Genomic DNA, 12113 nt, shown 5'->3' on the forward strand with positions numbered 1-12113 from the left:
CGGGGAGGTACCGTAATTTCGGTACCTCCCCGCCTCGCTTATCTACACTCCGTGCAACTCCGGTGGGCACCGATGCCAGCGGAGCCCCTATTGCTCTATTCTTTTCTTTCAGCCGAAAGGAAATTTGTTATTTTTTCATGCATAAAATCTCGTTCTCAACGACCACTCGCAATGCAGGCCTTCCGGCTCCGTGCGCCTCAGCTATAACACCCCCGAATCCCCCGCCGAATCCCCTGGACCTGGGGATTTATCTCCCAGATAGCCCTTCTCCCCTCCCTATTATGTGGGGTTGAAACCCTCTCATTGCAGATTATTGCGTTTGTGTGCATATTTTTTGGGTCCCCCAACCGCTAATCAACCTTATTAGATTGACGGTCACTTTTTTGTATGATGGTTTGCGAGGGTTCCCCTCAATTCACTTCACTTCAGCGAGCGCACGCCACCGGTACGAGCCAATAAGCCGACCAGCCACACCACTACCCACCGCCGGGGTGCGATGTCGCATCCCGACCCTACCCGCGCGCCATGGCTAGCGCGTACGACCGCTCATGATTCCCCATTCAGCATCAGAACACACCCCTGCGAGGCAGGCGAACTACTCCGCCCCCTCACCCGCGAGGCAGAGCTCTCCCACCCCGGTAACGGCTGACGCCCCCTCAACCGACACCCCGAGCCAGGACCAGCTCCAGCGCTACCTCTCCGTCCTCGGCGAATACATCCGCCAGGCACGCGAACACGCTCAGACGCTCCACGATTCTTACACCAACGAGGTCTATGAGCTCTGGCACGAACACATCACCTACTCCGCCGCCGCTGATGAGGCCAGTATCGCCTCCGGCACCCTGAGCGCCGCCGAGCTGGAAGAGCTAACCCGCAAGTGGGTGCGCCTCATGCGTGAGGGTCGAGACATGCTGCGCCACGAGACAACCATTGCCGCAGACCGGGCAATTGTGCAGGACGGCTTCCCCCTCAACTAGCCCCCCTCCGGAAAAGACCTCGGGCCATTCTCCTCCGTGGGCCTTCCGCAACCGAGGCTCCCGCGCAACGAGCTTTTGGTATAGTTTTCTGGCACCAGTTCAGCGCACAGAAAGGGCGCGCATGTCCCACCCGAAACGCATCCTACGTCCCACACGTAGCGAAGTTGCGCCGCCGGTCACCTCCCCACCCGTCTACCGCGGTGATATTGATGCGCGCGGCACGGCGCAAAACCTCGTCCCGCGCAGCTTGTGGGTCGATTTCTGGGATACCCTCTTCTTCATCTTTGCCGGTGTGGCCTCCGTCGTGCTGACCTTCATGATTCTGGCGAATACGGTTGGCCATTCTTTCTGGGGTTTCCCCATTGCCTTCATTTTCTGGGCAGTCACCGCGTACCTGACGCTACCGCGTTTTCATGCGATCATGACCCGCATATACGTGCCCGACTACTTTATTGGGCGCACCCGCACCCCGGACGGTCGGCTCGGTGACCCGGTCAATATCGGTCTGATTGGTACCGAGGAGCAGATTCACCAGGTCATGCAGGACGCCGGCTGGACCCGCGCTGAGAACGTCACCCTCGTCTCCTCCTGGAAGATTATTATCTCCACCATCACCCGCCGTTCCTACTCGGAGGCGCCCGTCTCCCCGCTGAAAATTTTTGGTAAGACGCAGGCTTTCGCCTACCAGAAGGAAGTGGACGGCAACCCCGAGAAACGCCACCACGTGCGCTTCTGGAAAACCCCGGACGGCTGGCTTCTGCCTGGCGGTCACCAGGTGGATTGGTTAGCGGCGGGCACCTACGACTCCGGTGTGGGTTTCAGCTTCTTCACCCTGCAGGTCACACACCGCATTGACGGTGAAACCGACTTTGAACGCGACTACATTGTGGAGTCCATTCAGTACGCTCACCCGGAAACTCACGTTGAGATTCTGCACGATTTCTCCTCCGGCTATCACGCCCGCAACGGCGGCGGCGACGCGATCCGCACGGACGGCGCGCTCCCGGTCATCGTGCTGAACAATGAGGGACTGGAGCCACAGGAGCAGGAAGAAATTCACCTCTCCAGCGCCCACGACCTGGCCTACCGCATGCCGCTGAGTCTGCTGGTCGGTTCGGGTATGCTCATCGCCGTGACCCTCGCCGATATTGTCAACAGCGTCATTCTGGCGCTCAGCCGACCGGCCCTGCGAGCCAAGCTCCTCGAGGAAGGATCCGGCGACGATCTTGATTTGCTGAGCCTATTCGATCAGGTGGATAGCGACGTGCTGCTGACCATCACCAGCGCGGTGTTGGTGGGCTTCGTAGCCGTCTATTCTGCGGTCCACCTCTTCCTGCTGTGGAGCACGCTGCGCGGCTCGTCGAAGGCTCGTCGATTGGCTCTGCTGTTGACGGCATTGAACTTCGCGGCGATTACCGGCGGCGTGCTGTGGGGGCACCACTCCCTGCTGCTGTCCACGATTTTCTTCCAGCTGGGCGTTGCGGTGTTCGCAATGTTGGCGTTCACCTCGGACGAGGCGGTCCAGTACACCGCGACCCGCACCTTCCACATGCGCGACACGAAGATTGTGCAGCGCGCGACGCACCCGAAGGTTCTGGAGCGCAGGGCTAAGCGCAAGGCTCAGAAAGCACGAAAGACGGCTTCTGAAAACCGAAGCCGCCAAGCCTGACCCGCATCCGGCAATTCGGCACCGTTAGACAGAAAGTACCGCCCGGTCAGTGTGACCGGGCGGTACTTTTATGCTCTGTTGAGGCTCTATCGCCGAGGGGCTCTGCCGAGCTCGGGGTTTTCGAGTCTTGGGGCTTCAGTCCCCGGCGTTTCGAGCCTCGGAGTTTCGTGCCTCAGTTCCCGCTGTGTTTAGGCTTCACCCTTTTCGCCATGGAAAATCGGGCCCACGTTACGGGGGCGCTTGAGCTCAAAGAAGCCGGGGTAGGAAGCCAGCGCCAGGGCGCCGTCGAAGAGCTTACCAGCCTCTTCACCGGCGGGGCTCGGGGAGATGACCGGGCCGAAGAAGGCGGTGCCGTTGATGGAAATCAGCGGAACACCTACATCGGTGCCGCCCACGGTCTTCAGGGCGAGGTCCAGGGAAGCGCGCATCTGCTCGTCGTACTTGTCGGTGAAGGCCACATCCGCCAGCTCTGCGGGCAGGTTGACCTCTTCCAGCGCCTTGACGATTGCGTCGCGGTAGGAATCAGCCTTGTTCTTGTTGTGGTGAATCTGCTCGCCCAGAGCGTCGTAGAGGGGCTTGATGACCTCGTTGCCGTGCAGCTCACGCACAGCGGTAATGAGGCGGGTCGGCGCCCAGGACCGGTCCATCGCTGCCTGGTAGTCGGCGGGCAGGTCGCGGCCCTGGTTGTGCATGGACAGGGAGAAGGGACGCCAGGTCACCTCAATATTGCGGACCTTCTGCACCTCGCCAATCCAGCGGGAGGTAATCCAGCACCAGGGGCAAATCGGATCGAACCAGAAATCAACCTGTGCGGGGGCGTTCTCAGCCATGGGTGTTCCTCTCTTGTACGGATGCGCGTACCGCCCGTGCGGCCCGGCACCCTGTGTTCACCTTTGATATCTGCACCAGCCAGGCCCGCGGTCTCTAAGTGCGGCACCTGCTAGTGAGCCGTCACCCCGTATAACCGGGGCGACGGCTTCTTTATTCCCTGGCCTCTTCGGCCGGAAGTATTCGATTAGGCCACCTTGCGCCCGGCCTTCGCGGCCTTCAGGGAGGCGGTCTTCGCGTCCCCCTTCGCGGTGCGGGTAGTCTCGGTTCCCGGGTCGGGGACCTGCAGTACGTAGCGGGGCTCCGCGCCGTTGAGCACGGTGTCCTCACCAATCACGATGGACGTTACGTCGGTGCGGTCCGGAATCTCGAACATGACCGGTTGCAGGATCTGCTCCATCATGGAGCGCAGACCGCGGGCGCCGGTACCGCGCTCGGCGGCAAGGCGGGCGATAGCTGCGATTGCCGCATCGTCAATAATCAGTTCCACGCCGTCCAGGGCGAAGAGGTGACGGTACTGCTTGAGCAGTGCGTTCTTCGGCTCGGTCAGCACTCGAGCCAGCTCTTCTTCGTTGAGCTCGCTCAGGGTCGAGATGACCGGCAGGCGTCCAATCAGCTCGGGGATGATGCCGTAGTGGGCCAGGTCCTCGGGCATAATCTGCTCGAGAGGGTCCCTCACCGTACCGCCCAGGTCGGCACCGAAACCGATGCCGCCGGCACCCACGCGGGCCGCGATGCGGTCGTCAATATTGTCGAAGGCACCAGCCACGATGAAGAGAATATTGGAGGTATCGATCTCAATGTTTGCGTGGGCCGGGTGCTTGCGTCCGCCCTCCGGCGGTACGGTCGCCACGGTGCCCTCAATAATCTTCAGCAGCGCCTGCTGCACGCCCTCACCGGACACGTCACGGGTGATGGAGAGGTTCTCGCCACCCTTGCGAGCAATCTTGTCGATCTCGTCAATGTAGATAATGCCGCGCTGAGCCTTCGCCACGTCACCGTCGGCGGCGTTGATGAGGCGCAGCAGAATATTCTCCACGTCGTCACCCACGTAACCCGCCTCGGTGAGGGTGGTCGCGTCGACCAGGGCGAAAGGCACATCCAGCTTCTTCGCCAGGGTGGAGGCCAGGTAGGTTTTGCCGCAGCCGGTCGGGCCGAGCATCAGAATATTGGACTTGCCCAGCTCCACCTGCTCCCCCGCCGTCGCCGAGAGCGTGCGGGAGGTCAGTACCGGGTTGTCCAGGTCGTGAATACGCTTGTAGTGGTTGTACACCGCCACCGCCAGGGTGCGCTTCGCGGCGTCCTGACCGATGACGTAATCGTTGAGGTGGCTATAGATCTCGCGCGGGGTGGCTAGTTGCTTGGGGGATGCGGGGGCCACCGGAGCGTTTGCCTTCAGACGCTCGTCGGCCAGAATCTCTTCACAGAGCTCCACACATTCATCGCAGATGGAGACATTCGGCCCGAGCACAATCTTGAATACTTGTGCGCGCGTCTTCTTACAGAAGGAGCACCGCATGCTGGCGTTGGGCGGCTCGGGGGGCAAAGTAATGTCTGTTGCCACGAGAATCCCCTTTCATTCGTGTGGTCGTCTCTCGGAGCAGCGCACGGAGGGGCCGGGCGCTCTTCACGGTGAGAGATGATCTCTACCTCTCTAGGCTACCGGAGTTCACCCCGGAACTCAGAATTACGACCCCCGAAGAAGATAGTCGGTACCCATATGACGAACCGGGTCAAATATGACGTTTAGGGGCGTTCCTTGACCGACCCCGTTGCGCGGGGGTTTCGGCGGGGCTAGAGGAGCCGCTCGATGGCCTAGAAACATCCCCGTGTTTCGTTGCGGCATCCGTCACAATACGTCGCATAAAGCTAAGGGACGGAACGGCGCCCGAACCCCCACGCCTGCACGGCGCTAGGGTTTCGGGAACCGTTCCGTCCCTCTCTCACAGCGGTTACCGTTCATCGCGCCCGATACTCGTTCGGCGAGCCATCGAGCCCGGTGGCGGCTTAGGTGTGGGAAATAGCGGTGTTGGTCGCGGGCTTACGCAGCTTACGAGACTCCAGGACCTTGTCGACCAGGCCGTACTCCAGCGCACCGGCGGCGGTCAGAATGTTGTCACGCTCGATGGAGCGGTCAACTTCCTCGTAGGTCTTGCCCGAGTGCAGTGCCAGGGTCTGGGCGGTCCACTCGCGCATACGCATAACCTCGTTCGCGTGAATCTCGATGTCGGAGGCCTGACCACCCTGCTGGCCGCTCAGGGCCGGCTGGTGAATCAGCACACGAGCATTCGGCAGTGCCAGACGCTTGCCGGGGGTGCCGGCGGCCAGTAGCACGGCCGCAGCCGAAGCCGCCTGGCCCAGGCACACGGTCTGAATCTCGGGGCGGATGAACTGCATCGTGTCGTAGATGGCGGTCATCGCGGTGAAGGAACCGCCGGGCGAGTTGATGTACAGGGTGATGTCACGCTCGGGGTCCTGCGCCTCCAGCACGAGCAGCTGAGCCATGATGTCGTCTGCGGAGGCGTCGTCCACCTGGGTGCCCAGGAAGATGATGCGGTCCTCGAACAGCTTTGCGTACGGGTCCTGACGCTTGTAACCGTAGGGGGTGCGCTCCTCGAAGCTGGGGAGCACGTAGCGGTTGCTCGGCATAGCCGGCGCCGAGGTGGTGATATCGTTCGGCAGGTAGTTCATGTGCATCTCCCTTATGCGTTCTTCGACTCGGGCAGCTTACCGGCGGTGGTGGCAATGTGATCGAAGAAGCCGTATTCCAGGCCTTCTTCCGCGTTGAACCAGTTATCGCGGTCGTTGTCCTTCAGGATGGTTTCCAGGCTCTTACCGGTGCGCTCCGCGGTAATCTCTGCCAGGCGCTTCTTCATGTCCAGAATCAGCTCGGCCTGGGTGCGAATGTCGGATGCGGTACCGCCGATGCCGCCGAGGGGCTGGTGCATCAGGATGCGGGCGTTCGGGGTTGCGTAGCGCTTGCCGATGGTGCCCGCGGTGAGCAGGAACTGACCCATGGAGGCCGCCATGCCGGTCACCACGGTCACCACGTCGTTCGGGATGAGCTGCATGGTGTCGTAGATTGCCATACCGGCGGTCACGGAGCCGCCGGGCGAGTTGATGTACAGGTAGATGTCCGCCTCGGGGTCCTCCGCCGAGAGCAGCAGCATCTGCGAGCAGATGAGGTTAGCGTTCGAGTCGCGCACCTCGGAGCCGAGCCAGATGATGCGCTCCTTCAGGAGGCTGTTGTACACGTAATCTTCCTGGGCGCCAACGATGGGGGTTGCCATCGACGGCGAGGGCGCCACGCCGGCCGCCTGGGAGGCGCCGATGGGCAGAGGCATGTAGCTGGACATTCTTCCTCTTCTTCTCTTAGGGACTTCGCGGCATCTTTGCGCACAGTGCGCGCCGAAGCGCACGCGAAAAGTTTCGTTGCTACTACCTTACCGATAGTTGCCTCTCCCCCGCTCCCCGCGCGTCGCCCGTTCGCCAGGGGGTGAAGCTCACACCTGCCGGGACGGTAACCGGCCCGCCCCGAGGCCGCTCTCGGGAAGCACACGATTGCGGGGCAGGCACAGAAACGCCTCGGCGGGCACCCACCGAAACCGGTGAGCACCCGCCGAGGCGATGCGATATGCGCGCCAACGCGCCCGCGGAGGCTACCCCGCAAGCACCACGCGCAAGCTATTCGTGGGAGGGATTAGGCAGCTGCCTCTTCACCCTGGCCCAGGAACTTGGACAGGTCAACGGTGTTGCCCTTGGAGTCCTTGACCACTGCGGTCTTCAGGACCTCAGCCAGAGCCTTGGAACGGCGAACCTCGCCGACCAGTGCGCCAGCCTGGCCGGAACCGTCCAGCATCTGTGCGAACTGGTTCGGATCCATACCGTACTGAGAGCTCATGGTGATGATGTAGTTAATCATCTCGGCCTGGTCGACGGTCACTTCCAGAGCGTCGGCGAGGGCGTCCAGAACCATCTCGTTCTTGAAGGCGGTCTCGGTGTTCTCGCGAACCTCGGCGCGGTGCTCCTCGGTGTCGTGGCCGGGCTCAGCGTTGGGAGCGTTGAAGTGCTGCTCCAGCTGATCCTCGATGACCTTCTCGGGGACGGGGACCTCGACCAGCTCAACGAGCTTGGTCAGGACCTTGTCGCGCGCCTGGGTGCCCTGCTCGGCAACCTTAGCCTCGGCAACCTGCTTCTTGATGTCTTCCTTCAGCTCTTCGATGGTGTCGAACTCGGAAGCCAGCTGTGCGAACTCGTCGTCAGCCTCGGGCAGCTCGCGCTCCTTGACGGCGGTCAGCTTGACCTTGATGACGGCTTCCTCGCCGGCGTGCTCGCCGCCGGAGAGCTTGGTCTCGAAAGTTGCGTCCTCGCCAGCGGACAGGCCGGTCAGGGCCTCGTCGATGCCCTCGAGCATGGTGCCGGAACCGATCTGGTAGGACAGGTCGTTAGCTGCGTCCACCTGCTCGCCGTCGATCTCTGCGGCGATGTCGATGGTCACGAAGTCCTTGTCGGCGGCGGGGCGCTCGACGGTCTTCAGGGTGCCGAAGCGCTCGCGCAGAGCGTCCAGTGCCTGAACCTCGTCCTCGGGGGTCACCTCAACCTCGTCCACCTCAACCTCGATGCCCTCGTAGTTGGGCAGCTCGATCTCGGGGCGGACGGTCACGGTGATGGTCAGCTTGATGTCAGCTTCGCGGTCCTCGGTGGTGGGCTGGGACTGAACGTCCAGCTCGGGCTGTGCCAGGGGGGAGAGGTCGTTCTCGCCCAGTGCCTGTGCGTAGTAGTCGTTCAGGGCGTCGTTCAGGGATGCCTCAACGATGTAGTCGAAGCCCGCGCGCTGCTCGATGAGCTGCTTGGGCAGCTTGCCCTTGCGGAAGCCGGGAACGCTAATCTGGCCAGCCAGGTTCTTGTAGGTGCGGTCCAGGTAGGGCTTGAATTCTACGAAGGGAACCTCGACCTCAATCTTTGCGAGGGTCGGGTTGAGCTTCTCGACGGCGGTCTTCACGTCCGTGATCTCCTCATATCGTTCGGTACGGCACGGGTCTCGGGCGTGCCGCTGTTGCTTAGTGGAAAGAGCGCCACGACCCTGTAGCGTCGCGGCAACCGTTTCACGTCGGGGCGACAGGATTCGAACCTGCGATCTCCTGCTCCCAAAGCAGGCGCGTTAGCCAAGCTACGCCACGCCCCGTGAAACTAACCGCGTTAAACACCGGAGCGTTTAACACAGTCAATGTCCTAGTTTACCTGTTTTCCCGCTAAATGCCCAACAGAACGGCGGATGCGGCGCGGGTTCAAGCAACACTCTCACGCCTCGGGTTTGACAGGTTCCACCCCACACCGATACTATGGTCAGGTTCCATGCGGGGATGTAGCTTAATGGTAAAGCCTCAGTCTTCCAAACTGATTACGCGGGTTCGATTCCCGTCATCCCCTCGAGGTTTAGGGTCTCGACGCTTTCGCGTCGAGGCCCTTTTCTTTTTCCCTCGAGGGGATGACGGGAATCCCTTCCGCATGCGGATTTGTTTCCTCGCGCGCTCGGAATCCGCACGCTCCAGCTCGTCATCCCCTCCACAAATCCCGCTCGGGGATGCCGGGAATCGCTTACGTCTAAAAGTTCCGAAAGCTTTCGAAACTTTTAGACTCCAGCCCGTCATCCCCTCGAGAACTAATCTCCGGGAATCGCTTCCGGGCGAAAATGCATTCCCTCGCGCGCTCGGAGCCTCCGAGAACCTTCTCAGGGGCTCGATATATTCAGACATTAGCGCTGGCAGCACAGAATTTAGACCTGGCAGCCGGGGCACCAGTAGAGCTTGCGTCCGGCGATTTCTTCCATGCGGATGGTGGTGCCGCATCGCGGGCACGCCTCGCCCTGGTGCTTGTACACGTAGTTCGCGTGCTCGGGCCAGGCCTCAGTTTCGGGAATACCGGGGCGGTCCTCGGGCTCGGTGGTGATGATGCGACCCACGCGCACGCCAATGACGAGCAGGTGCTTATTGTCTTCCCAGAGGCGCTTGAGCTCGTCGTCGCTCAGGCTCTTGCCGGGGCGCAGCGGGTCAATTTCCTGGCGGTAGAGCGACTCGGCGCGGAAGATATTGCCCACGCCCGAAATGGCGGCCTGGTCCATGAGGATCACGCCGATGGGGCGTCCGCTCTTGCGGGCCGCGCGGTAGAAGCGTTCGGGGTCGGCGTCGGAGTTGAGCGGGTCCGGGCCCAGCTTGGAGCGGACGGTGCGCACCTCCTCCGGGGTGAGCACGCGGCAAATGGTGGGCCCAACCAGGTCGGCCCAGCCGTGCTCCGAAACGATGCGGCAACGCACGGTGCTCTTCGGTTCGGGAGGACCGGCGTAGGGCCGCTCCTCCCCCGCCGCGTATTCCTTCTCACCAATCTTGCGGGGCGCGCCGATGCTCGAAGCACCCGTAAACGTCTCGTCGCCCCCGAAGGTCCAGTTGCCGTAGATGCCCAGGTGCACGTTCAGGGTCAGCTCGTTATCGAAGGTGACGAACAGGTGCTTGCCGTGCGCGTAGGCGCCGGCGATAACGTGCCCGTCCAGCAGGGCCGCCCCATCGGTGAAGCGTCCCTGCGGGGAGCTGACGCGCACGCGCTCGCCGGTGAACACGTCACTGATTTGGCGGGCGATGCGGTGGATGGAATGGCCTTCGGGCACGGTAGCTCCTCACGGTATTTGCGGAATAGTGCGGGTGGGCCCGACAGAAATCGGGGGTCGTGAAAAACGGGGCGTGAAAACGCCTTTGGCGCATAGCCTGCGCTATGCACCAAAGGCGTTCAAAACTTTAGGCGGCGTCAATCTGCTTGCCGGCAATCGCGCCGGTCTGCTCGTACTCGGCCAGCTGGCCGATGCGGCGTGCGTGACGCTCCTCGTTGGTCCAGGGGGTAGCCAGGAAGACCTTGATGATTTCCAGTGCTTCTTCCTTGCTGTGCTGGCGGCCGCCCACGGCTACCACCTGCGCGTTGTTGTGCTCGCGGGCCAAGGCCGCAGTGTCGTGGTTCCAGGCCAGGGCCGCGCGGATGCCCTCCACCTTGTTGGCGGCCATCTGTTCGCCGTTACCACTGCCGCCCAGCACGATGCCGAGAGAGTCCAGGCCGGCCTCACGGTCGCGCTTCACGCCCAGGGCGGCGTTGATGCAGAACGAGGGGTAGTCGTCCAGCGGGTCGTAGTCGGCGGGGCCGTGGTCAATCATCTCGTAGCCCTCGGCGGTGAGGGACTCGATCAGGTAGTGGCTCAGTTCGAGGCCTGCGTGGTCGGTTGCGATGTGTACGCGCATGGTGCTCTCCTGGTGTGGTGTTGCGTGCGGCTCGGGGCGGCAAAGCCGGGCCGAGGCACGCCTCGCATCCTCAGTTGGGATGTTTTCCCCCGATTCGGTTCGGGGTTTCTCTTAGTCTGTACCTACTAACTGTAGCGAATTCGCGCGGGTTCGGGTAATGGGGAACCCCGCCCGCACCGCCCGCATACGGTAAACTGTGGGATATGGCACTTTGCGGTGTCCCGATGCGTAGCGCCCGCGAGAAAACACCACCCGCAGCGCTCAGACGCAACCCCGGCAAGCCCCGACAGCATTAAGCGAGTTCAACGGCGCGGCGGATGCGCACGCCCGGGCACCGCGTCGGCGTGTCAGGACGGCACGCCGCGCCACCGTCCGCCGTGTCACTTCTATGGAGAGGGAATCCAATGCCCGGCCTAAACCTAACCCGCGATGAGGCGATTGAGCGCGCATCCATTATCAAGCGCGTTCACTCTTACCATATCTTCCTCGACCTGCGCACCGATCAGGATGTCTTCACCTCGAACGTTGAAATCCGCTTCGACGCTCAGGAAGGTGCCTCGACCTTTATCGACGCCATCACCTCCTCGGTCAAGTCTATTAACCTCAATGGCGAAGAGCTCAGCACCGACCTGGCTGACGGCGAGCGCATCCAGCTGCCGAACCTGGCCGCCGAGAACGTTCTGAAGATCGAAGCCGAGATGTTCTACACCAACACCGGTGAGGGTCTGCACCGCTTTGTGGACCCCGCCGACGGCGAGATTTACCTGTACTCCCAGTTTGAGGTGCCGGACTCCCGCCGCGTGTTCCCCGTCTTCGAGCAGCCCGATCTGAAGGCCACCTTCGAGTTTGAGGTGCGCGTGCCCTCGCACTGGGTGGTTGTGTCGAACCAGCCCGAGGTGAAGGTTGAGCCGAAGGACTGCGGTTGCGGCCGCGCCAACACCTGGTACTTCAAGCCGACCCCGCGCATGTCCTCGTACATCACCGCAATCGTGGCCGGCCCCTACGAGAAGATCACGAGCGAGCTGACTAACTCCGAGGGTCGCGTGATTCCGCTGGGCGTGTACGCCCGTAAGTCCCTCATGCCCTTCGTTGATGCCGAGGACATGTTTGAGCTGACCCGCCAGGGCTTCGAGTTCTACGAAGAGCAGTTCAAGACCCCCTACCCCTTCGAGAAGTACGACCAGCTGTTCGTGCCCGAATTCAACGCCGGCGCGATGGAGAACGCGGGCTGCGTGACCTACCTGGAGACCTACGTCTTCCGTTCCAAGGTTGCGGAGGCTCTGCGTGAGCGCCGCGCTATCACCGTTCTGCACGAGCTGGCTCATATGTGGTTCGGCGACCTGGTCACCATGAAGTGGT

At 62.1% G+C, this 12113-nt stretch carries 10 protein-coding genes and 2 tRNA genes; 4 read left to right on the forward strand and 8 right to left on the reverse strand.

What is annotated here, in order from left to right; all coding sequences use genetic code 11:
• The first annotated feature begins 548 nt into the window (after positions 1 to 548).
• Together HMPREF2944_RS07755 and HMPREF2944_RS07760 are read left to right on the forward strand one after the other, a co-directional pair.
• Positions 549 to 977 (forward strand): hypothetical protein, encoded by a 429-nt coding sequence (locus HMPREF2944_RS07755; protein ID WP_070682163.1) that lies wholly within the window; start codon positions 549 to 551, stop codon positions 975 to 977.
• Positions 978 to 1098: 121 nt separating this feature from the next.
• Entirely contained in the window at positions 1099 to 2646 is a 1548-nt protein-coding gene (locus HMPREF2944_RS07760) for an LssY C-terminal domain-containing protein (RefSeq protein ID WP_070682166.1), read from the forward strand.
• Between the two features lie 188 nt (positions 2647 to 2834).
• Here the strand turns inward: HMPREF2944_RS07760 and HMPREF2944_RS07765 are convergent, their stop codons facing one another.
• The 6 genes from HMPREF2944_RS07765 to HMPREF2944_RS07790 form a co-directional block, all read right to left on the reverse strand.
• Positions 2835 to 3476, reverse strand: a complete 642-nt coding sequence (locus HMPREF2944_RS07765) for a DsbA family oxidoreductase (RefSeq protein ID WP_070682170.1) — start codon at positions 3474 to 3476, stop codon at positions 2835 to 2837.
• 185 nt (positions 3477 to 3661) lie between these two features.
• Complete coding sequence (gene clpX / locus HMPREF2944_RS07770) at positions 3662 to 4993, reverse strand: ATP-dependent Clp protease ATP-binding subunit ClpX (protein WP_246826303.1); 1332 nt, start codon at positions 4991 to 4993, stop codon at positions 3662 to 3664.
• 488 nt (positions 4994 to 5481) lie between these two features.
• Positions 5482 to 6171: an ATP-dependent Clp protease proteolytic subunit gene (locus tag HMPREF2944_RS07775; protein ID WP_083298903.1), complete on the reverse strand. Its 690-nt coding sequence runs from the start codon at positions 6169 to 6171 to the stop codon at positions 5482 to 5484.
• A 5-nt stretch (positions 6172 to 6176) separates the two neighbouring features.
• Complete coding sequence (locus HMPREF2944_RS07780; RefSeq protein ID WP_049331339.1) at positions 6177 to 6830, reverse strand: ATP-dependent Clp protease proteolytic subunit; 654 nt, start codon at positions 6828 to 6830, stop codon at positions 6177 to 6179.
• A 344-nt stretch (positions 6831 to 7174) separates the two neighbouring features.
• Positions 7175 to 8476, reverse strand: a complete 1302-nt coding sequence (gene tig / locus HMPREF2944_RS07785; RefSeq protein ID WP_049331341.1) for a trigger factor — start codon at positions 8474 to 8476, stop codon at positions 7175 to 7177.
• A 108-nt stretch (positions 8477 to 8584) separates the two neighbouring features.
• A tRNA-Pro gene (locus tag HMPREF2944_RS07790) sits at positions 8585 to 8659 on the reverse strand.
• 174 nt (positions 8660 to 8833) lie between these two features.
• Here HMPREF2944_RS07790 and HMPREF2944_RS07795 point away from each other — a divergent pair.
• Positions 8834 to 8904 (forward strand) — tRNA-Gly (locus HMPREF2944_RS07795).
• A gap of 346 nt (positions 8905 to 9250) precedes the next feature.
• Here HMPREF2944_RS07795 and HMPREF2944_RS07800 read toward each other — a convergent pair.
• Together HMPREF2944_RS07800 and HMPREF2944_RS07805 are read right to left on the reverse strand one after the other, a co-directional pair.
• Complete coding sequence (locus HMPREF2944_RS07800) at positions 9251 to 10135, reverse strand: Fpg/Nei family DNA glycosylase (protein ID WP_070682178.1); 885 nt, start codon at positions 10133 to 10135, stop codon at positions 9251 to 9253.
• A 127-nt stretch (positions 10136 to 10262) separates the two neighbouring features.
• On the reverse strand, positions 10263 to 10754 hold the full coding sequence (locus HMPREF2944_RS07805) for a ribose-5-phosphate isomerase (protein WP_070682182.1): 492 nt from the start codon (positions 10752 to 10754) through the stop codon (positions 10263 to 10265).
• Between the two features lie 404 nt (positions 10755 to 11158).
• On the opposite strand from HMPREF2944_RS07805, the gene HMPREF2944_RS07810 reads away from it, so the two are divergent.
• The coding region (locus HMPREF2944_RS07810) for a M1 family metallopeptidase (protein ID WP_246826294.1) at positions 11159 to 12113 on the forward strand (955 nt) is incomplete at its 3' end.

The organism is Rothia sp. HMSC072E10 (assembly GCF_001813965.1).
Lineage (GTDB): Bacteria > Actinomycetota > Actinomycetes > Actinomycetales > Micrococcaceae > Rothia > Rothia mucilaginosa_A.